Origin of the sequence: Dyadobacter psychrophilus (assembly GCF_900167945.1) — a bacterium.
In the GTDB taxonomy this organism is placed as follows: Bacteria; Bacteroidota; Bacteroidia; order Cytophagales; family Spirosomataceae; genus Dyadobacter; species Dyadobacter psychrophilus.
Genome location: NZ_FUZA01000001.1, coordinates 774,883 through 796,672, shown reverse-complemented (window position 1 = coordinate 796,672; position 21,790 = coordinate 774,883). Strand labels below are relative to the sequence as shown.

General features: G+C 41.3%; 17 protein-coding genes and 1 pseudogene. 9 read left to right on the top strand and 9 right to left on the bottom strand.

The features are described 5' to 3' along the window. Positions 1-83 precede the first annotated feature (83 nt). Positions 84-329, top strand: a complete 246-nt coding sequence (locus B5X68_RS29155; RefSeq protein WP_082213264.1) for an integrase core domain-containing protein — start codon at positions 84-86, stop codon at positions 327-329. A 300-nt stretch (positions 330-629) separates the two neighbouring features. Here the strand turns inward: B5X68_RS29155 and B5X68_RS03485 are convergent, their stop codons facing one another. The 3 genes from B5X68_RS03485 to B5X68_RS03470 form a co-directional block, all read right to left on the bottom strand. After that, entirely contained in the window at positions 630-3,404 is a 2,775-nt protein-coding gene (locus B5X68_RS03485; protein WP_082213263.1) for a hypothetical protein, read from the bottom strand. Between the two features lie 1,207 nt (positions 3,405-4,611). After that, on the bottom strand, positions 4,612-6,249 hold the full coding sequence (locus B5X68_RS03475) for a hypothetical protein (protein WP_082213261.1): 1,638 nt from the start codon (positions 6,247-6,249) through the stop codon (positions 4,612-4,614). A gap of 23 nt (positions 6,250-6,272) precedes the next feature. Beyond that, a complete protein-coding gene (locus B5X68_RS03470) occupies positions 6,273-7,847 on the bottom strand; it encodes a S8 family serine peptidase (protein WP_170916571.1) in 1,575 nt (524 codons plus the stop codon). 2,044 nt (positions 7,848-9,891) lie between these two features. On the opposite strand from B5X68_RS03470, the gene B5X68_RS28810 reads away from it, so the two are divergent. From B5X68_RS28810 to B5X68_RS03435, 7 genes are all read left to right on the top strand, one after another. Next, positions 9,892-10,062 (top strand): hypothetical protein, encoded by a 171-nt coding sequence (locus B5X68_RS28810; RefSeq protein WP_170916570.1) that lies wholly within the window; start codon positions 9,892-9,894, stop codon positions 10,060-10,062. Further along, positions 10,063-10,254: a hypothetical protein gene (locus B5X68_RS03460; RefSeq protein WP_082213258.1), complete on the top strand. Its 192-nt coding sequence runs from the start codon at positions 10,063-10,065 to the stop codon at positions 10,252-10,254. Between the two features lie 10 nt (positions 10,255-10,264). Beyond that, the gene (locus B5X68_RS28805) at positions 10,265-10,405 is read left to right on the top strand and encodes a hypothetical protein (RefSeq protein ID WP_170916569.1); all 141 of its coding nucleotides are present in this window, start codon (positions 10,265-10,267) and stop codon (positions 10,403-10,405) included. 164 nt (positions 10,406-10,569) lie between these two features. Next, entirely contained in the window at positions 10,570-10,770 is a 201-nt protein-coding gene (locus B5X68_RS03455) for a hypothetical protein (RefSeq protein WP_082213257.1), read from the top strand. Positions 10,771-11,115: 345 nt separating this feature from the next. Next, the gene (locus B5X68_RS29420; protein ID WP_082213256.1) at positions 11,116-11,469 is read left to right on the top strand and encodes a carboxypeptidase-like regulatory domain-containing protein; all 354 of its coding nucleotides are present in this window, start codon (positions 11,116-11,118) and stop codon (positions 11,467-11,469) included. A gap of 426 nt (positions 11,470-11,895) precedes the next feature. Further along, entirely contained in the window at positions 11,896-12,573 is a 678-nt protein-coding gene (locus tag B5X68_RS03445; RefSeq protein WP_082213255.1) for a hypothetical protein, read from the top strand. 512 nt (positions 12,574-13,085) lie between these two features. Continuing rightward, entirely contained in the window at positions 13,086-13,700 is a 615-nt protein-coding gene (locus B5X68_RS03435; protein WP_082213253.1) for a T9SS type A sorting domain-containing protein, read from the top strand. Positions 13,701-14,595: 895 nt separating this feature from the next. Here B5X68_RS03435 and B5X68_RS29150 read toward each other — a convergent pair. From B5X68_RS29150 to B5X68_RS28790, 5 genes and pseudogenes are all read right to left on the bottom strand, one after another. Further along, a pseudogene (locus B5X68_RS29150) lies at positions 14,596-14,838 on the bottom strand (DUF4494 family protein). 1,320 nt (positions 14,839-16,158) lie between these two features. Beyond that, positions 16,159-16,440 carry a hypothetical protein gene (locus B5X68_RS03420; RefSeq protein WP_141110178.1) on the bottom strand — a complete coding sequence of 94 codons (282 nt, stop codon included), beginning with the start codon at positions 16,438-16,440 and terminating at the stop codon, positions 16,159-16,161. A gap of 113 nt (positions 16,441-16,553) precedes the next feature. Further along, positions 16,554-16,685, bottom strand: a complete 132-nt coding sequence (locus B5X68_RS29350) for a hypothetical protein (protein ID WP_262485856.1) — start codon at positions 16,683-16,685, stop codon at positions 16,554-16,556. A gap of 85 nt (positions 16,686-16,770) precedes the next feature. Beyond that, positions 16,771-16,941, bottom strand: a complete 171-nt coding sequence (locus B5X68_RS28795; protein WP_170916567.1) for a hypothetical protein — start codon at positions 16,939-16,941, stop codon at positions 16,771-16,773. Then, the gene (locus B5X68_RS28790; RefSeq protein ID WP_170916566.1) at positions 16,938-17,111 is read right to left on the bottom strand and encodes a hypothetical protein; all 174 of its coding nucleotides are present in this window, start codon (positions 17,109-17,111) and stop codon (positions 16,938-16,940) included. The genes B5X68_RS28795 and B5X68_RS28790 overlap by 4 nt, the downstream gene beginning before the upstream one ends. A 580-nt stretch (positions 17,112-17,691) precedes the next feature. Between B5X68_RS28790 and B5X68_RS03415 the strand changes: the two genes are divergently transcribed. Further along, on the top strand, positions 17,692-18,000 hold the full coding sequence (locus tag B5X68_RS03415; RefSeq protein WP_082213250.1) for a hypothetical protein: 309 nt from the start codon (positions 17,692-17,694) through the stop codon (positions 17,998-18,000). Between the two features lie 103 nt (positions 18,001-18,103). Here the strand turns inward: B5X68_RS03415 and B5X68_RS03410 are convergent, their stop codons facing one another. After that, on the bottom strand, positions 18,104-21,634 hold the full coding sequence (locus tag B5X68_RS03410; protein ID WP_082213249.1) for a patatin-like phospholipase family protein: 3,531 nt from the start codon (positions 21,632-21,634) through the stop codon (positions 18,104-18,106). Between the last annotated feature and the right edge of the window lie 156 nt (positions 21,635-21,790).

Here is a 21,790-nt window from a genome sequence, read left to right as displayed (position 1 = left end):
AGTTCCATTACACATTACCCAGTGTAACGTGTTCAAACAGATAGAGGCAAGAGTTCGTTGCAGTGGCATTTCAGAAGAAGCTGATGGACTACAGTATTAAATTTCGCCCAATAAAGCCGCGATCTGCACATCTTATTGGCAAAGTGGAAAGAAGCCGACAGACGGACCTTCAAGAGTTTTATTCAACAGTTGATCGCTGCGATCCCGACCTGGACGACAAGCTGGCTCAATGGCAATTTCGCTACAACTACTTTCATCCTCAGAGTTCGTTGGGCGGAAAGACCCCGATAGAATTTGCTACCAGACATTGCGCCAAAGCCCCTTTCTGAGATGAGAGAGGAGGTTCCTATGACCAATAAGAGGAACGAATCAGAGAACAGGCTTACTGGCGAGATCAGCGGATGAAGAAACTGACCAAGAACAGCAAAACATAGTTTTGTGCTAGATTTTCAGGGTTATAAGATGTAGCGAAACTATTGAACCACTACACTGGAAGTGACTATGATAGCAAATAGGATAAGACCGAGAGAAGTTCGCATTTTTACGATTAGGTATCCAGGGCTGGAATTAATTATAATAATATGTGAATGGCCAATTTGATTTCTTGCTCTCCACCTATCCGCATAACATCAACTTCTATAAATTACTTTCAACCAAATCTGTATTTTCTTCAATTGAGAGAAATTGAGACCTGTTGCGTTAATTTCTGTAATCGGAATACTGAGTTCATAGTATCCGAAAATCGGTCTGTAGCTCAGCCCAAAGTTAACATCATAACCAATATGATCGACCTTCACTGACAGACTATCTCCTGATAATTTGGTGGTTCGGACATCACTAATATTTACACTACGTCCTTCTAAAACCGTTTCGGCCGGAGTTATATCGTCAGTACGTTGAGTTACTGATCCTGATTGATATAAGATAGCATTAAATTCATTTCCCGATTTCTTCGTTATAGCCCCTATAAAGCTGATTTTTACATTTTGAATCATAACATATTTCTTATTCGAAATTCCAGTCTCATCGAAATTTATTAAAAACTTCAATTTTGCATTATTGGGGTCCTCAATAAAGCTGCTTATCGCACTTGATGTAAACTCTTTTCTCAAAATATAGCCATTCCAATAACTCGGTGCAATAAAACTATTGTATTGACTTTGAAGATATATTATGTTTGAAAAGTTTGTAAATGAATTATTAAATGCTATTAAGAGTTGAATAGCACTGGCCTCATCCCTGAAATCTAATAAATCTGCCTCTAAGTCTGGGTTGACATAGCCAATATCGTATCGTATAAGGTCGGAGTAATCTTCGAATTTTAATATTTCCAAACTTCTTATTGCATAAAATATTTGCTCACTAAGAAAATTCATATATAGCTGTGTCCTTCTTACCATAATCGAGAATTCTACGTAAAATTTCACTTCATCTGATTGTAGAATTTTAATCTGATCATCTATTTGAATAGCGGCAGCTGTAAAAGTTTCTATTTGTGCTATGGCTACTTCTTCGTCAAGGGCTAACAGTTCAAGATCTCTCTTCGTATTCAGTAATTCACGCATATTTTCAGCTTTTTGCACTAATAGGCTGTCCAATTCTTGATTCCCAGTTGTTGAGCTGCTAATTTGGCTTATAGCCCTCCCGATATTGATTACAATGTCAACATTTTCTTTAAAAGTACCTGTCTCAGAATTAAAATTCTTAATTGCTCCCTTTAAATCTAGGGCGCTGTTAATCAGCTTTTGATGATTTGTATGATCTGCCTTTATTTTCCCTTTACTTACATCAATAAATTCTCCTATCACTGTCTTGACATCTGTTAGCGATTTAATTTCATCGAAAGCCCCGATCATGCTGTTGCTAGTTTTCAGGATAGCCATAAGGCCTTGTGCTGATGCAATTAATGAAGTTCCGGCAGTGAACGCTGCGCCAATTACACCAACAACAACGCCGACAGTTGAAAAGAATTCGCCGATCCCAAACGGTCTATTTTCGATTTCCTTTTTTTTAATATTTATAAGTTCAGTGATTTTCTTGTCTTCTTTGATTCGTTCATTAATGTCATTTAGTTTATGTTGCTTGACTACTCTTATTTTTTTGTTAAGGTTATGTTCGATATTTTGCTTGAGTGCGCCAATCGTAGTGATTTCTGAGCCGAGAATAGACTTCATTCCATTTCTATGTATAGCAAGATTTGCATAGTCCTGAGCTATTGTCCTAACTTGGGATACGATGTTAAAAAAACTAGTGTAATTGTTTCTGTATTTTTCAAATTCAGGTGTCAGATCTATAAACCTGGGCTGTCCTAATGGTGTGTGAAGTAGTATAATTCGCTGGCTAAGTGTTTTAGCCAAAGTATTGGAAGAGTCTAGTTTATTTGCACTGTTCAGTTCGGACAGCGAGAGAGAAATAATTTTGGTACTAGATTCAAGACCCGAGATAGAAATTAGGTCGGGGCTGTTTACGGCTCTGAAATAATATTCACCAATCAACGTTCTATAATTACTCCAGTTCGGGGAAATTTTTGCCGCCATTAACCACCATTCTTCTAGATCTCGAATCTCTTCTCTAATCGAACCCGGAGATGAGCTATCGCCTGTTTCCCCTACTTCTCCAATTGCCGCCCTTATCGATGGCTGTAACTCACTTTCGGTGACATAGCACTGCTCTTTTGTTCCCGTGCAATCGTCTGTAATTTTTTCCACGCGACACTTTCGAGAGGCGCCGCCATCTCCGCCATCTCCACCCTTACCTGGGTTACCAGGGTCAAGTTTGATATTTTCAGATTCAAGATATATTGATGACAGTGATGTTAGGACTAGATTTCCACCATTTCCTGCCTTACCTCCTTTAAGGCCTTTCTCACCTTTAACCCCGGGAATTAGTTTGGCGGTGAGTGGATGTGACGGAGGTGGTTTAGCATCGGCTCCGTTTTTCCCTGCCTGCCCTTTTGCACCGTCACCACCGTTCAATCTGACAGAAATACCAGTCGCTTTTTGAGCAAAAATTGATACATTATTACCATCATGTCCAGATTGGCCAAATTCTGATTCTGCCCTTAGCGCTGGCAAAATTGTGATACAGTTATTATTGCCTTGAAAATCATCTGCAACAAAAACTAAATCCAAGTTGTTAAACGTTACCTCTTCTGTTACAATTATCTGGCGCCCTGATATGACTAGCTTTTCTATGGATGACTGGAGGGTCCTATTTAATATTTGGCTAACGAATAATTTGTTCAGGATAACGGAATCTCTAATAATATGGACTTCGTTCAAACTGGTCAATATATCATTTTTTGTTATTTTCAAAAATGTTGGTAGTAACGACTGACTCAATATAGAATCTGATAGGATAAAACCTAACGAAGCGTTTTTTATGAACCTACGGCGATTTTGCATAACTTTTTAGCTATTAAATTTTCACTTGAGATAGTGTCAAAAGAGGTATGGATATTAAATGAAGGACTTGGTAGCTGGTAGTAGTGCTAGTCATAATAGTTTTATTGCTAGCATTTTAAGACCCTATTGTGGATTAACTCCCAAAAACGTTATGTCTCCAATATTAATGCCTTAACTGCTTAGATGGCGTTCAAAGCTAGATTAGTTGAACTTTTATGCCGCAGGTCACTGCAGGTATTTTCATTACTCCTGATAATTATTCGAGAAGTACCTATTCATAATAGTGAAGCGACAATTAAAATGGTTGTAGTTTATTCTCTATATTTGTTTATGATAAATATTCTTTCGTTTAGGTTATGTGAATCAGTGAACAACTATTTCGAAATTTCTACAATTTATCATAATGCGTGTAAAAAATGTTTTAAATTCTGAAAAGAATACTTCAGTGAGAAAATTTAGAGTTACAATACTATGAGCGAAATTTTCAATTGGGAAGCCATGTAATTTCAAGATTAAATTTGATGCTGCTAGATATAATTATATTTAGAGAAACATCGAAGCGAAACTATCGTTTTAATCTCAGGCATACTTCTTTCCAACAAAAGCCTGAATTGTCAACCTATATACAATTTACACCATGACCACTTTTATTATCTTATAGAATTCACGATTCCATTCCTATGCGCATTTTATATATTCGATTATCTTAAAGGGAACTAATTTAAAACTATATAAATAGGGTTCTAAATTTATGGTTAAGGGCAACTTAGAACCATATAATTTTAGTCAACCACTTGGTAAGTAACAGATGCAGAATGTTTTCCCATTCGCTTCGCGCCAAAAACTTTTAAGATTGCGGATTACTTTAACTTTTTATATTTTCTAGCGATCCTTAAAACTTTCTTTTTGTTTAACTTGGCATATGGTAGGTTTTCATAAACAATGTTTAAATTAACGCAAAGTCGATTAAGGAAGATGTTAGAAATTGCGCTTTCTCCTTGGGGCAAATATCCAGTTGCGGAACAACTTGACAGTGCACACTCAACATGGTCTTTAGAATATCCTAGCTTTTTTAGTGCTCGAGTATCTATTCGAATCGCATGGAGCGCATTTTTGGTTTCGCGATTTCTCGCATCAAACATGGTGCCCGGTGAAGACTCAAAATAAGACAACAATAATATTGATGAAAGAAGGAATCTCATAAAAATCAGTTTAATTTCCAGGCCAGGCCGATGTAAAAACCTATTTTGTCACTCAGGCGGTATTTAATATCTTTGTCAATCTCTGCTTGTCCACCTGTAATAATGTCACCCTCTTTTAATTTATCCAGTTCTCTTAAAAATGGAAAGACAGTCCCACCTGATATTGAAAGTCGCTGCATTTTTTTATTTAATATTCGAAACCCGCCACCAGTCAGTAGACTGGGGTAGTCTTTTCCAGTACCAATGCCAATTTGGAGAAATGGATAAATTGGATGTAGTTTTAGATCGAAGATTTGATTATAAAAGACTGCAGCTAGGAAACGCTTCTTAGTGGATGTTTTTTCAACGATAGAAGACGCGACTGACGCACCAGATCCTATGGTAGTTGATCCCACAGAATATGTGTCGTAATTAATTCCTGCAAAGAAGACTCCACTACTTAATTCGGGCCAAGATTTTCTATACCTAGTTATCTGAAATGATCTTGTGAATTCCTTCTTTACTTTTAAAAAGTTGGAGGATGTATGGTCTATTTCCTGTTGCTTTATTTCAAGAGATACAGTATTAATCATATCATGATCAATTAATATTTCTCTATTATAGATTATTTCTTTCTGCTTGCCGTTAAATAATAAAACCTTATTGTCTAAGCAGAAATTGTCCCCGATTTTGACAAGGTCGTTCAAGATTATAATTATCGCTTCTAATTTTTTTATTTTTTCTTCAGTGGCTCCTAAATATTCCGCAAATGTCATTTGGTGATATAGGGCCAAAGCATTACAGAATCCTGTTCCAGTTATTGGTAGTCTGCTATTAGTATCTTTAATCTTTGTAGCGCTACTTTTCGCAGCTTTTATTTCTTCTTGCAGATCCGCAATTAATAATTTTGATGTTTTAAGACCTAAAATTAACTCATCAATTTCTGTCGGTTGATACAATGCATTTACTATTGCTTTTACGTGACCTTCGAATGAGTCTGTTTGGCCGTTCGCGTTAAAGGTCTGGAAAAATAACGTTTCCAATATTGCAACATTTTCAACAATGGCGTTGATCTCGTCAGTTTTAGCTATACAGACCGCTGACTGCTGAGATTGTATCCAAAGACTCCATTCTATCATGGATGTACTCCTAATCAATTTCAAATGATCTTCATTCAGAGCGTGTGTTACAGCAGTCGTCGAGGCATCTCCTTTTGCCATCGTAGCGGCACTGCTCACAGCTGACGATAGGTCAGAAGATGGTATACCAGTTGTAACGGTACCAAGCATACCAATGAGCGCCGTAAAGAATTGTTCTGTAGTCTCTGCGATTGGATCCTCCGAAATTTCCGACTTGAACGTGACATTGTACTTGTACGGATTAAAGAAGCCAATTGACACCCGTAGCTTATTAGAGTTCGATGTCCAGAGAGGAGCATCTTTGTCAGGCATAATAAATCCTGCTGAATTGCGATCATTCTCAGTTACGTCATGTAAGTAGTAGACATCATCTTTGACAATGTGTAAATAGATGTTTGATTTAATTTTCTCTGCGCTAAGTCGTCGAAAAATATCGTCTTTTTGAGCAATGGAAAATTGAGTTTTAAATACTAAAATCGCTATACAACAAAAAACACATTTTAAATGATGGTAGTAGTTTTTCATAGAATTTGCTGAGTTTTTAGGTTTTAGAAAGGGTTTGTCAGTAAGGAGAGAATATTCAACCTCCCATGGCCATAATAGTCATCAAAATTAGGAGTTCCTTTGTCATCACAACTGTTTACCAGCAATCGAATAACCTGAGATGGGGTCAGATCCGGCCTAATTGACAGTAAAATAGCTACTGCACCGGAGACCATAGGTGCTGATGCCGATGTACCATTGAAATCAAAAATGTAGTCGGAATTTTTGTCGTATCCATTCCCAATTCCAGAATTGTCTGTTGTACAAATGTGAACACCCGGAGCCGTTAGTGTGATCTCGGGCCCAAAATTTGAACCCCATCTTTCATTGTCCATACTTGAAGGGGATTTAAATTCATCCCATTCATTAGTAGCACCTACGGCAACAACACTCTTTGTTTTTGACAGCTTTGCTGGATAATTCACGGATCGATTTTCATTTCCAGCAGCGAAAACCATGACTGCATTTTTGCTAATCGCAAAATCTATTGCATCGTTTATATGCCAACTTGGTATTGCATACCGCCAACTACAATTTATTACTCTCGCGCCCCTCTCCGCGGCATACCTTATGCCTCTTGCGATTGTACTCGTGCTTGTAATCCATTTCCTTTCCTGATTGACTTTCGCAATTCTGACTGGCATTATTTTGCAATTCCATGCAATTCCAGAAACTCCAAGAATATTGTCCGTAGAAGCGCCAGCAATCCCGGCACAGGCGGTACCATGCCCGGCTTCTGGTTGGGGGTCTTGCGAGAAGTCTTGCTCAACCGCATCATAGGCATTTACTATTTTGTCCTTTAGGTCAGGGTGTTTAGTATCTACACCTTCATCAAGAATAGCGATTACAATTCTCGCATCACCACGAGAGACATTCCACGCTGATATTGTCTTAATATCGGCAAACTCTTTTCCACGGGGTTGTCCATTGTTGTAATGAAACCATTGGGAACTTAAAAGAGGGTCGTTTGGGCTTTGGATGTTTGTGGAATTTGGGCCTTTTATGTTATTACTATTTTTACTCTGACTCATAGATAATTTATTGTCGACTATTTGAACAAAATTTGGTTCAATGTATTGAATAAATTCATCTTGAAAATTGTTGATTTGTTCTATTGCCTGGTCTGGAGTCAAATTACTGAAACGAATTACAAAGTGACTATCAGAGGATTCATAGACTTGAACTACTATCATATTGTGATCCTTCAAGTATTTAGTAATCGTCTCCGACGTTACATTTTTCTTAAATTTGATTATGAATTCTCCAGTCAATATATTTTGTGAATTATCGTATTCATACACTGTTGCTATTTGAACTTCTCCAAGATTCCGTTTATTGTAATCCTTAACAGTACGTTTAAATCTTCTTTTCTTCGAATTCCCGCCCAATTTAAATAGTGCATATTCACCGCTACTTTCATTTTTCGATTCATTACTCACTTCAAGATCACGTTGAATCCCTTTACTACCTAATTCGGATATAATTGATATGTCCTTGTCCTTGAAAATTAACCCTGCCTTATCTGTGGCTTTATTAAGCTTGACTTTCTCCCCACCAAGCGTTAGTTCTATTTGCGCCATTGACGGGTTAGAACAGGTAAAAGTTAGATAGAAGAGAAAGCATAGCTTAGAAACTGATCTTAATCTTGAAAACATAAATAGTTGCATTAGATATTTCTTAGATTGCTCCATGTTGTTTGATGGGGTAATTGTGTCGGAAACTGGAATTATTGGCTTGGTGCCAAATAGCAAAAATTGTTCGGGTCACTACGAAGAATAGTTCACTGGTAATAAATTTACAAGAATGATCCCCAGAATGGATATTACTCAACCGGCATTCCAAGGGTCTAATAATCATTTTTAAAATTAGAAAAAATGCAAGTGTAGGTGGGTATTAAAATATATTTAAAAAATTATTTTGCGTGTTCCGCGTTGTGAGATCTTTTTTTGCTGACTTTCTACACAACTGTTCAACACAATGTGTTACTTACTGTAGAATAACAATCCAATGATCGGTGAGCAGATTCCCCGTAAAACAGTACCGATATTTAGATATTAAGCAGATCTCGAAGGTTTCAGTCTTCTGTGTTCTGGCTTACAGGCCCTAAATACGACAGTCAAATATTCTTAGGTAGGTAAAGCTCTGCCGTTGCCGATGGCATTACTCAACTTTTATTAGCAAGGAATTAGAGGCTATTTGGAATTAGCCGCTCGTATTAGGTAATCTTTGAATTATAAGTAAGAGAGCATTTCTTGTTCTGGGGACACTTAAAAGAACGTGTTACACAAGGCCGTAGAGTATTTTTCATCGTTATTTGCGGGATGTTGGTGAGTAAGGTTTACTTGTTTTAAATGTCGATAAAAAAATAATACTGACAAAGGGTAAATCATTAATTAGAAATAAACTTATTATTCGGTATTCCACGTTCAATGACAAACCGTGAGATGATGTTCCTATTAAGTGGAATGCTTATTCCGAATGGCTAGCTTTACCCAGTAGTTTCATGTTAAATGGAATCAGAAGCAATGCGATCTGTACTTACAGACTTTGGTTTCAGTCTATCATACGATTTTTTTGCTTCGCATTCATGTGGAAGAATATGGCAGTGCGCCAGTTAAAATCTGATGCTACCTCGAATATCAAATCAGCGACATCTTTTAAACAAATTTCCATGATTTACGCATTGTCCTTTTGAAGTCAAAAACATAGAGCTAAATTTACAGAAGCAAGAATTTTTATTTGTTGATATTCAGCTAGTTGCAAAAACAGTGTCAACCGGGATTTGTTTGGTTCGCGCATCATGGAACGCATTTAAGAGAATTCTATATTTCATTGACTTTCAACCCATTAAGTTAATCGTTCGAATCCCTCTCTTTCTTCTGCAGGAAATGTTAAAACCATTGAAATTGAGCAGTCCGTCCGCCAGCGGGCTTTCTTTTTGAGCTGCAATGAAGGTTTAGCAACTATTTCTATATGAAATGTCGCACGAACCGTTTTGGATACCATAGAAAATTTGGTATCCAAAATTAAGAATACGGTGAATGCCGGTTAGTAATTATAGTACCTATCCATCAACGCAAATCGTACTCGCATGCGATTCTTTCTAAGGATTTCAAAATATCCGGTTGCCTCATGATGTCTACTCAATCAAGCAATACTTGTGTAGTTCGCTCGGTAGCTTCATTGTTAAGCTAGGTACGACCAAACATCACCTAAACGGATTTGGCCCGCCAAACTTCAACTCGTTCAACGTGCGCGATGCTTCTGAGCAAAAGAATGCAATTAGCATAGTCGGTGAAGGGACGGAAGGAGCTGTGTTGATTTATCAGAATGATCATCTGTAGGTTCACAACTACGAACACAATGTCAGGATCCGTTACAATGGAACTGTCTACAACCTTGGTCGGGTATAGACATCAAACCGTGATCAAGAAAATATGAAAAAGTGCATCCACGTGGCTTTTCTCATTCACCATCACCGTATCGATCCTTGGCGTCATCTGGTTATCAAAGACTTATAACCGCGAAACGGTCGAAACGAGCGCGTGGGTTATTGACAGCTTGGCCTATTACAAAAGCCTTGCAAAGAAAGATCTGCTACCTCCGATCAATGTCATAAGCCGTATGAAGATAGCTACACTCATTTTCTCAATCCTGATTCTGCTGGCCGGGAAAGGTCACACGCGATCTTATGGAAGCGAGCTCTCGGCGCTGACAGCCTTCAAGCAAATGAAACTTTTCGAGCATTTTAATCTTACGTCAATGCTCGCCTCTATCAGTTTGACAATCAAATGAATGGTCACAAATCCCGCATTCCCTTTGCTCTCTTCTTCGACTGTGGGGTTCATACAGGTCTTCAATTACCGCAAAGATTTGACGATCGATCTGCTGGTTGCAACTGCTATCTGCCTTACTACCATGACATTTCTCGGACCGGTGAAGCATTATAAAAGCCAAAGCGGAAATATTTGTAAGGAAAACAATTGAGCAGTTTGTTGTGATGGTGTCGGTTGTCCTTTCGGGCTACATAGCATCCATCATTATTGCCGTTGTCTTCAAGATCGTAACGCAGGCAGTTGCAGGCGCCAACCCGGTGCCGGGCATGCCTTTGTATTTCATTTTCCAGGGTACGGCGTGATGTTTACCTATTATTTTGTCAAGAGCTGTGAACTGATTGATTAGATACTACCAAAGCCGCTCCCTGCCTGGTTCAGCGCCCCATTCCGGAAATCCCTGCAGTCAGGCGATTAAAGATCTGTTATCGTTTGCCAAAGAGGAAGAAGAAACAAAGCTTCCCTGATCATGAAGCTCACAAGGAACTTTACGCTGGAAGAGATGATCAGATCATCGACGGCCAGCCGTGAGGCTTCAAGGAACAATTTAATCCTGGTGCTGAAATCGTTAGCAATTTGCAAGGACTTTGCACAAACATTTTACAGCCGCTCAGGAGTATATCAAGATGCCGACATTTGTCAGCCCTGGATATCGTTGCTTGCGGCCTAATACGGCTGTGGGAGTGTGCGGATAGCCAGCATTTAACCGGCGAAGCGGCAGATTTGCAATCAATTGGTCAAATGGAAAACCGTCAGTTATTGGAGACAATTACGAATGTGAAGCTTCCCTTTGACCAGCTTATTTGAGCGTATGGCGACCAGCGGAATCCGGATTGGGTTCATGGTTCATTTTCAGCGAAAAACATAAGGTAGATCTTGTATGTGGGACGGAAATAAATAGAGTCAGTGTATATGGTGCGTAAAGAGTAGTCCCCTTCGGCTGCTCTTTTTTATTAGGAAAGCTTTTTTGTAACTATATTTATACGTCACTCAATCTTATTAAAATGAAACACAAATTCTATCTGCCTTATCCTTTTGCATTTTCCTTTATAGTTGCGCGGCCGACCACATTCCTCCCATAGCGAAAGGAAATGTTGCCGTATTTGATGAGTATGCATCTGCCGCTGGCTATCCGTCCAATGTTAAGGTTCGATTGGAGGGTGGCGATGCTACGAGAGAGACATTGACTGACAAAGATGGCGATTGGTCATTCAAGGACGTGCCTGCCGGAACATACGATATCATACTATCCAAGGAGGGCTTTTCCACATACAAAATTTTGAGAACTCCTCATGTTGGAGTAGCCTTGCTACCGTGCCGTACAGCGATGTCATACCGCTGTACAAAAAGACGACTCAAGTTGTCTTAAAAGCGGTGATTTTTACGGTAGGGGACGATGCCATTGGGGGCCGCGGTTATGGAATTCTTCCTGATCAATACTTCGTCGCATTAATCGGACATGCTGCACCAACTCACCTCAAAATTATGTAGCCTGTTTCATGAAAAAAGGATCAGGAGGATTAGGCTATTATGAACGGCAGTATAAGGCTATGGGCTTCAAATCAGGAGATAAGATCTCAATTAAGTTTTATGATACCATCCCAATCTTATATAGTTATTCGATCCAAATGTAAATGAGATGATTTTGCGAATCTATCGGAAGATTATAAAGAGGTCGTTTTTACACTAGATTAACAGGTTAGCTGCTTTGTGTATTAAATAGTACGCTGATTATTTACTCCCAATACCCTCAATTCGGGTGAGTTATTCCTTATTTGACATATCAATCTTTCCCATGAAGCAACTTATACTCATCTTTCTCGTCTTATCAAGGCATTTAAACTGTTTTGCTGTCATACGCTACGTCAGAGTCGGCGGCGGCGGCCTACAAACCGGTGACAGCTGGGCCAATGCATCGGGAGACCTCCAATTGATGATAAACCAATCGTCGAGCCTTGTGCTGGACACTATTTATGTTGCCGAAGGCACGTATGTCCCCAGCCGTCCAGCGGATGACCTTAATACTCTCGATGCAACAAACCGAAACAATGCCTTTACTTTCACTAGAAATATTCAGGTTTTTGGTGGTTTTGCTTCCAGTGGCAATCCGACATTTATAGAAAGAAACCCAGTTGTCTATAAAACAACGCTCAGTGGGAACATTGGCGAAGCAGGTGTTTTATCCGATAATGTTTACCATGTGGTTATTACTGTCGGGACAGCAATAACTAGGGATTTTTTAGTGGATGGATTTAATATAATTGACGGATTTGGTGATGTCGGAAATGGTATGTACGTTAATAATGTTATCATCTTTGAAACTCAAGGGGCGGGATGGTGCAATCTCGGAGGTAGCCCTACGATTCGCAATACGGTTTTTACAGGCAATGTTATTGGACTCGCCGTTATTGGAAACACCTACTTTACAGGTTATGGTGCGGCGTTTTTTAACGATGGGGCCCTGAGTTTTTAAACGTAGCTTTTATCAATAATAACAATACTTCACCTCGAGGCACGGGAGGAGCATTTTTTAGCATGGGTGGGAATTCCGTTTTTACAAATGTTCTCATGCAGGGAAATTATAGTTATGAGGGTGGAGCTTGGGCTCAAGCATTCAATAGCTATTATGCAGGTAGTGCAGAATTCAACAATGTTACCATTGTTGGAAATAGCGGATAGAGGTGTTGCCTTTGCCCTTGCATATTCTATTAAGCTCACTGCGAACATTTGTATCATTGCTAATAACATCTCATTAAGGGGACAGACGATTGATATAAGTTCAATTGATTCCTGGTACCCTGCCCCTGTATTTATATTCAATCACAGCCTCGTCCAAGGATTTATCGGTGGTGGAAACCAGAATTTAGATGGAACTGTCGACCCTCGATTCGAAATTCCGTTGACTGGCAACTTTGGGCCGACGGCAAGCGGAAATTACAGGCTCAAAGCAACAAGCCCTTGCATTAACAAGGGAGCAAATCTGGTGTGATCACGGACCTGGACGGTCAGGAACGCATTATTGAAGGAACTGTGAATATGGGTGCGTACGAATACAACGTTCCGCTGTCAGTTACCTTGGTTAAATTTGAAGTGTCGAAAGAAGGGCAGACCGCCCACTTAAAATGGTCTACTACTGATGAAACCAATAGTAACCGCTTTGAAATTGAACGCAGTCATAATGGCAGAACCTGGAACAAGATTGGAATGGTAAAAGCTTACAACGAAAGTAGGGTTTTAAGGGATTACCGATATGCTGACTGCACACCTGATAGAGGAGAGAATCTGTATAGGCTGCGTATGGTTGATAAGGATGGAATTTTTGCATACAGCCATATTGTCATTATCGAATTTGATGGTAATTCACCAGATGTTTTTATATATCCCAATCCTTCCGAGGACAAAATCAGTATTAGGGATTATGCTAATGTAAAGGAACTGATCATAAGTGACCTGAATGGCCGCCCGCTTTATCATTCCAAATCATTTTCACAGGGCAATGGAATAGTTGAGATTAAGAGCCTTGCCCAAGGAGTGTACATCATAAAATTAAAACATGTGAATGGGAAGGTCTTGTCACACAAAATAGTAGTTAGTGAATAACAAAATTCGTTTGTTCACTTGTACTCAAAACGGAGAACAGAGGATCCTTGTGATTTACTTCGATTATTGGAGCAAATAGGACTTTTCCCCACAGCAATGTGATCATTGCTCAATTTAGGCTAATAAATTTTCACCAATCAACTACTGGGATTCCGGAAATGGCTTCATACTAATCTTTCAATGGATTTGTAGCAAGTCCTGATATCCTCGATGTGCACATCAACTTATTTGTCGAAAGCGTGCGGACCTCCGAAAATCGCGTCTAGGCGCTCCGAAATTCGGCCCGTAATATTTGCCCATCTATCCTCTTTTATACTTTGATGGGAATAAATTACCATCAGGTGCGCAGACCGGTCATAATGAAGCACCATTGTTGCGTAGGCCGTTCTTGTGCTTTGCTTTCAGCTTAAACTTGCTGCTCATTGCGCCGTATTCATACACGACCTCCACCTCTTGGTAATGTCGCCGCTAGTTGAATTGTCCATATTTTTATTCTTATATTATTATTCTATTGATTTTTTGAAATGCGGATTATATCTTTCGGCAATCAGACCAATCCTTACATGCTCAGAAATCATGTGAGAATGAATGACCCACTGGTAAAAGATTTGTATTGTAGTTGTAAAGCCGGTGCTTTTGGTGCCGGCTTTTTTCGTTGGGTTAGTCAAGAAAAAAACCACGGGTGTAATCGGATTAAAAAGGCTACCATGCTGATCGATTACAGGTGTAAGCGTCAGCTAAGCATGTGTCGTGTGAAATAGGGCTCCATCTGATTGGATGGATCTTTCCTAGGCTTCTTTGATTTTGTATAACGTTAACTTATAAAAGTAAGATTGGGGGTCATTTCGTACGGAATCAGGAAGCCTTTCATTTGTTCGTTTATACGGTCGATGGGCTATTGAATTCCATCGGCATTGACCAGCATGTAATTAACGATTTTCTTTTCCTTGCCGCTTTTTTTGTCAACAGAGAAGTAAATCACCTTTGCTTTGAACCATTGTTCGCATTCTTGGTAGTTGAACCGATCAGCAAGGTGCATGCGGGTGATGCTTTCAACTGAAATTCACCTGCATCGGTCAATGAGCTTGCAACATTTCGCTTCTGCTTCGGTGAACGAGACCGAATCGATCAAATACACTTCATTGACTGTTTGCAGAGAGCCCGCTTCGTCTCGTTTTGATAGCGGATTTTGCAGAGATACCAGGTAGCCATAGATATGATTTAGAGTCTGAAATTGAATGCTTTGAGCGTGTGATATCAGAGCAGAAAGAGCTGCATTATAATAATTGTCAGCGCGAGCCCGGCCAATTGGGCGCAGGCGAAAAGGGTTCGAAATGTGATGATCATATTTGTTCGAGCATGTCAAAGATTATTATCGAGTTGTGTTGTCGCACTAGCCGGGGAAATATCAATTTCCTAGATAGGGTGGAATATTTGAGTGCCGCTGGAAATAAAAACTTGCCTTAGTTAAGTATTGAGTTAACTGCGGATTTACTTACACGCAATAGTTAAGGGATAAATAATACTAAATAGGTGAATTATTGTATTATGTTGCTATGATTATTATTTTGCAAGACCGTAAACTCCCTCATGAAGAAAATTATTTTACCCGCAGTCATTTTGACTGTCTTAGCCGTTGCCGTTGCCTACTTTGTCTAAATAACAGATCGTTGACAACTGGACTTACAAAAAATCAGGTCTTTCGCGAAGTCTTGCCAGAGAGCATGTCCAAATCTATTGACCTTACCTCTGACACTCTCATTTTGCGCTTTCCTCACAATTGGATCAGCTACGGAGATGAACATTTGCTTTTGATTTTTAAAAATGATACTCTTATTCATTACAGTAGAAAGGCTCGACATTAAGCTATTAACCACAGACCACATGGGTTCAATGCTGTTAAAAATTAGTAATTTCTACCGAGTGATACCCGTAGCAATTTGAGTCCTCAATTTTAATGGCTGTAAGCTCGTCTGACTCGACCTCAATTTGGTTACGCTTTCTTTAATTTCTGAGCGTATAACAGATAAGTGCGTCAACATTTCATAATAATCACTGCACTCAATTCTGATATCTATGTTAATTGGTTTGGCTCTGTCAAATTTTAACTGTTTTCAATGAGGGCATGAGCTCAAACACTTTGCGCACATATCGGCAACCATTCTGACTGTTTCAGGCTCAAAGCATATTCTGCAAAAGGATGGTCAAAACCGCAATATGCCTTACCAGTTCGAGGATTTATAACATGGGCCTTTGTCGGTCTTTTAGTGCTAACATTACTGAAATAAGGGGTCATTTCAGAGGTTTCCACAAAGTCCCAGCTATTAAAACTGTGAGCATTTAGCCTTGACAATTTTGGTATAGGTTCGAATCTGTTATGGTTTTAAACTGTCTCAAAGTAACCCGCGAGACGGGGCTCGAATTGGTATGTCGGGCGGCACATTGCTAAACCCTTTTTCTAAATCTGATCTTTAATGCTTTGGTTGGTATTTCTATTCGTCGGCAATTTTCCGGTTGATATCACGGCCAAACGATTTGCCAAGGGAAAGAGCTGTATTTTGATACATTCAGCTTTCAGCTTCGGAAATCCCTGATAAAGGGCATTCGGCTTTTTGTTGCCGACATCGATCGACCAGCAGTTTTTCTCGTGCTTCAATTCTTCGGGTACAGCGTCCACCATGATCTGAATGCTGGCCGATCCTGTGCGACGAATTGTAAAGCCTGTAACCGGTTCAAGCACAACCAGGTCAATCGATCCTTGAACCTCGTTTTGAAGGGCTGACCAGCGGAAGTTCTCAGTGCTCCATAGACCAAAAACATCTCGTCCAGCGACATTTCGACAAAAGAGATGGGTTAGTGCCAGGCCTTGCCATTGGGCGTCTTTTGAAGTTCTTCCGGCTTCGGAGGGTTGTTTAATCGTTTGGTGAAGTTTTCCAGTTTGACGCGAAGATCATCCTGTACTTCCTGAAAAATAGGAGTTGTCATTTTGATAGATTTAGAATTGGTTGACTAGGCAATAGGGAGACAGGCACTGTAACCCTCGGACCTAATTGCTAAAGTGCGGTTATGATTATACGTTGATCAAGTGCAGCACGGTTTGGATTACGCTCGTGATCGTCGTCGGGCCAAAAACCGCAGTTGCAATAAGGATTGCCACACATGCAGCGGCTACGATCAGGATGAATTGGAACAGCCAGTACAGGTACACTATCATGATCCAATGGTTGTTCGGTTCTTTCATCGTCCACGTGTTTGAGCGTTGTTGACAGTGTAAATGAGAAGCGCGGCAAACACTACAATTCCCATTGTAATCAGGTCAGTCCAGTTCAGGCGATCAATAACAGACTCAATGAATGAGTCGGCCATTGAAGCCACACAAAGCAGCAGCATGAGGATGATCGCGGCGCGCATTATTCAGCCTTGGTTAAACTGGTTGCCTGGAAAGAAGGTCGAGTCCGGCTTTAAAATCTTCGTGAGCTTTTTTGCCGTCTGTTGTATTGAAGGCATATTTCTCGATCCAGATCTCCAAGTCAGCAGCCATGTCATTGAACACATTTAAATCCTGGCTTCTGACTTGATTTCCAGCAGCGGCGGCTCCCTTTAAAACTTTTTTGGTAGGCCCTGGCTCATTGGCTGAAAACGCAACAAGCTCGCTTATTATTGTTACAACTGTCGGAACGGGTATTTTCTTGGCTTCGAGCTCTGCTTTACCCGCTTCAAGCTTTTCGCGGTCTCCTTTGATCTTGTCCTCTTTCGCTTTCAGTTCATCGGCTTCGCTGCTTGTTCGATATGCTGGGTTTCAAGCTTATTAGCCTCCTCCAGAATCAATTTTAAAAGATCGATTGTGGTCTTTAATGGATAACTATGGCATAGGTGTTAAGGGATTGCTTGAGAAAATCGGTGGAAGTAGAGCGACTTATTTTAATATTTAAAAGGCTATTCTAAGCCGGATTTTAAAACAACCGTTGCCATCCTTAATGGTTTTCCAGAGATGTCAGCTGAATGGTGGATGCGTGGAGAAGGCCCTATGCTGAAAACCTCTGTATTATCGAAAGAAGAGGCTGACAGCATTATTGCAGAAAACAAAGCGATCAAAGCTCTGTGCCGCGCGGAGCTGATGGGAAAGCCTAAGGGTGCGATCCTTTGCCCAGATGGAGAAAGAGAAACGCGTAAACACCAGTTTAAATATACCATGAAGTCTTTAAGAGGAAAACGCAATTCAAAATCTATATCGGTTTGTATCCCTGAAGTAAAAGTGCCTTCCTTATCGGACCTTTCCGGTAAGGAAGGCACACCTTAAAAAGGGCTCAAATTCTAAGGGTTGGTTACCATATTGGATACCAAACCGCATTTAAAGGCAAGGAAGGGCGATTTTCAAAGCCCTCTCTCTTGCCCCAATCCCCTCAAACCAAACTATGATACCCCAATTTCCTATAACTCTCAAACTGCTCTTCGGTGAAGAACTGGTCTGATGTTGGCTGCTGGGGGAATAGGGGGTTTTGCATTTTGTATTCCCGGATGTCGGTTGGTTCGTCGCCGGTGATGGCGGTTTTGATGTAGATGAGCTTTCCGGGCTTTGCGTTTCCGGGGTATTTAATTGTTCCTTCGGCTATATGTGATTTGCAAAATCTGGTCTTTTCGTCATTGGATGTAATGCTGTCTGTGTTAATGACTATTTCAACGCCGAAATCGATCCGGCAGCGTCTTACTGCCATGGCAAGACCTTCACAAAGCGATTTGTCGTCTTCTTCGGCGTCTGACAGGATGATCAGGCTGCACCTGCGCCGGACCAGCTCGTAAAGGCCCATATTGTCAAAATGTCCTCCGTCTGACAAGCTTACATATTCGGAGCTTATATCGGATTTGCCGATGAGATCGGAAACCAGGTAGGCCAGACCGAAAAAGGGCTCCGGATTTTTCCATTTTTTTGTCCGCGGATTGCCGATCCACCATCCTAATTTGACATTAAATACACTCAGGAGAAATGCGGTTGCGGTCGCGGAATGGTAACCCATGTTCGGATTGACGGCCGCACCCGAAATGGCCATGGCAGTTCCCAGTGTCGGGCCGCCTCCAAATTCGGACGTTGGACGATAGCCGTAATTTGAGACGCCATTTTTATCATAGGCAGCCGCACGCGTCGCGCTGAAATCGAAGCCACAAAAAAGTGGAGAAAAAAGGAATGATTCCGCTTTGCGGTCCTGCCTGTCCAGCTCAGAGACCACTGTTGCATTGAGGGCGGTATTAATGAGCGGGTAGGGGCCATAGTAACTTTTCTTGACAAAATCTTCGAGCGGAATGTCGTCCTTGCTGTCAAAACCGGTGAAACTGTTGGCGGTTTGCATGCGATCGGTGCGGCGACGTGTTGCGCCCAAATAGGCGCGGATGAGCCTGTTGCGGTAAAAGTGATGCAGCGTGAATTCGTTTACGCCTGCCCGCCAGCTCAGTAAAGCGGTCAGCAAACCCAGAATGATGGTGTTCAAAATTGCAAGACAGAACTCGCCAAACCGTGTTTCCGCATGCCATAAAGCAATTCTTTGAAAATAATTTAATGTTGCCGAGCCGATCAGGACAAAACCGATCATGAAAAGATAAGGCACGGCACGCACGAATATTTCTTTTACACTTAAACCGCTCTTGTCCTGGTTTTCTCCGGATGTTGTAGAGCTGAAAGCCAGGCGGACGCCAGCCCCTACAAGCGCCATCCAGCCGCCGAGTAACCCGACAAATGATTGAATTTCCGCCTGCCCGATCCGGCTCACAAGTTTTGGTAAGATAAAAACTGAAATAGTCATCACAATCCAGATCACTATGAAACGATGCAGCACCGCGCCGGTCCGTCCCCACCATTCGCGCCGTTCGTCAGAAAAGAAAATGCCCATAATGAACATTCTGATGACCACGGCAACGCTCATAACTTCAAGAACAATAGGTAGTCCGAATGTAAATGCCTGGGTTTTGATACCAATGATACGTGTCAGCTGAGAGAGCCAGCCTTCCGTTGAACTATATACGATCTGTGTGGAAGGGGACGATTCCCGCAGGCTTTCATAGAATTTCCAAACGCCCGCCATGAGCAGGAATGTCGCCGCTACTGCCACCGCTGAGGAAACGACAATCAAGGCAAATGCAATGTATTTATTGCCAAAACGCTCATGTCTCTGATAATTGCCGGCGTAGGCAATGGCCACAATGCAAATGAGAGCAACCGCAGCCGGCGCCCCAAAAATCAGAAGCTTGTCTGTGAGCAGATAAGTATCTTTCGCGACCTTGTAAAGCCAGGTTGATAAGAAAAACGCCGACACAAGCGCCCATCCAACCAGATAAACGGCCAGCAAACTATTCCTTCCATATTTTAAAATGCCTTCTTGCGGTAATTCTTTATCGAAGGTCCGCATTCCGTAGCCGGCGAGAAGAGTCCCTATAATCAGCATGACGCAAGCAGCAGCGGTTGTGGGGAACTGGACATATTCTACGTCCTCCGCGAGCCAATCCCAACATTTATACACCGTTTCAATGCCCGATAATACAGCGCAGAGCAATATCAGGAGAATGCTCTGGTTAATGAGCGTGTTCCTGATCCATGTAATGCCTATCGTCCAGGCGTCGGTGGACATAATGCTCGCATTAGGCGAAAGATAGTTGCTGTACATGCGTAACCAGCGGAGTGGATGCACCTCGTCTGCCATCGGATCGGAAGACTTGCGGGTATCGAGGCGACTGATAACTTTTGAAATGGAGCCTGATCGGTAGATCCACGAGAGCAGCCAGGAACCAATATAACCGCCGCCCGACACAGTTGACAAATAATCAATATGATGTAAAACGCCTTTTTCTGCCAATTTTTGAATGATACCCAAATTAAAAGTTGCGGAGCGAATCCCGCCACCGGAAAACGCCAGCGCTGTAAGTTGCATCTCTTCGGCCCTTTTAAGGGGATCCTTTGTATGTCCCGGCGGTGGCGATTGAGGAAAATGGTGCAAAAACTCGCTGCCATCCGGACCGGCTGAATCAAACTTGTAAGATTCCGCTTTTTCGCTTCCCGGGTCTTGCTGGCGCTTTTCCCGCGCTTTTGCAATCAGGTCCAATTCGCGGTTGAATGTCATGTCAAACGAAACAGGATTTTCCCTCACTACCCAATCGAAAAGCTCGCTGTCATCACTTAATAAAACGGCACCTACTTCCAGCCTGTTGCCGGTCAAAGAAGTTGCTTCGCTGATTGCAACCGCGTCATAATCAGCTGCTTCGGAAGCATTTCGTCTTTCAAAATAGGCAGAAATAGTCCAGCCCTCCGGCCCGGCAGGAAGGCCTGACCACCATTTCAATGCGTCCTCGTTGTGTTTGTCCGAGAGCAAAGGGTCAGGTTTTCCGTCATTGAAAACCTGATAGATACGCTGGTGTTCCTTATTTTTTTCACCCAATGCCGAAATCAGCAATGCTGGCATATAATGAATGGTTTTGGCCAGGATCAAACGCTCCCCGGGCTTGCTGTACAAAATATGCCTGATATTTCGCCTCCATTCATCGGGTGCCATCAATAGAATAGGCGTGTTTCCGAACAAATTTTGGGAAAACACAGCTTCGTCTTGCACACGCCAGCCGTCGAGCCAATCAAGTAATCCTTTTGTAATATCAAAAAATGCGGTGAGTAATGCCTGATCTACGTCAGCAGATGGCAGGGAACAAAAAAGGATTTCTTTGATCCGGTTAACCCGCTTTTCGTCCAGGCTATATTTATCATCGGCATCAGGTTCTGCCGACGACAATTCAATATCGGCCACATGTTGCTTAAAGAAGGATAACTCTCGGCGTACGGCAGGCATGTATTCTGCATCGCGCATGCCCCGTGTCAAAATGTTCTTATCCTTTGAAATATCCTGCAGCAGCGTCAGGAACGAAATGGCTTGCGAGGCGAGGTCGGTAACGATGTCCATACATGAGTATATAATGGCCAGGCACCGAAACGGAAAGGCGCTTCATGTTACCAGCTTAGTTTGATTGCACTCCTGGTATAATCTATAAAAAAAGAAAATCACACTAACCAAATTCATGAGATATTGATTTAGCGGTAGTTAATGTTAATGCGGATG

Excerpts from the sequence above, each read along its gene's own strand:
- B5X68_RS29155 (WP_082213264.1), top strand. The coding sequence starts at position 84 with ATGGACTACAGTATTAAATTTCGCCCAATAAAGCCGCGATCTGCACAT.
- B5X68_RS03485 (WP_082213263.1), bottom strand. The coding sequence starts at position 3,404 with ATGCAAAATCGCCGTAGGTTCATAAAAAACGCTTCGTTAGGTTTTATC.
- B5X68_RS03475 (WP_082213261.1), bottom strand. The coding sequence starts at position 6,249 with ATGAAAAACTACTACCATCATTTAAAATGTGTTTTTTGTTGTATAGCG.
- B5X68_RS03470 (WP_170916571.1), bottom strand. The coding sequence starts at position 7,847 with ATGGCGCAAATAGAACTAACGCTTGGTGGGGAGAAAGTCAAGCTTAAT.
- B5X68_RS28810 (WP_170916570.1), top strand. The coding sequence starts at position 9,892 with ATGAAGATAGCTACACTCATTTTCTCAATCCTGATTCTGCTGGCCGGG.
- B5X68_RS03460 (WP_082213258.1), top strand. The coding sequence starts at position 10,063 with ATGGTCACAAATCCCGCATTCCCTTTGCTCTCTTCTTCGACTGTGGGG.
- B5X68_RS03455 (WP_082213257.1), top strand. The coding sequence starts at position 10,570 with ATGAAGCTCACAAGGAACTTTACGCTGGAAGAGATGATCAGATCATCG.
- B5X68_RS03445 (WP_082213255.1), top strand. The coding sequence starts at position 11,896 with ATGAAGCAACTTATACTCATCTTTCTCGTCTTATCAAGGCATTTAAAC.
- B5X68_RS29350 (WP_262485856.1), bottom strand. The coding sequence starts at position 16,685 with ATGACAACTCCTATTTTTCAGGAAGTACAGGATGATCTTCGCGTCAAA.
- B5X68_RS28795 (WP_170916567.1), bottom strand. The coding sequence starts at position 16,941 with ATGAAAGAACCGAACAACCATTGGATCATGATAGTGTACCTGTACTGG.
- B5X68_RS28790 (WP_170916566.1), bottom strand. The coding sequence starts at position 17,111 with ATGCGCGCCGCGATCATCCTCATGCTGCTGCTTTGTGTGGCTTCAATG.
- B5X68_RS03415 (WP_082213250.1), top strand. The coding sequence starts at position 17,692 with ATGTCAGCTGAATGGTGGATGCGTGGAGAAGGCCCTATGCTGAAAACC.
- B5X68_RS03410 (WP_082213249.1), bottom strand. The coding sequence starts at position 21,634 with ATGGACATCGTTACCGACCTCGCCTCGCAAGCCATTTCGTTCCTGACG.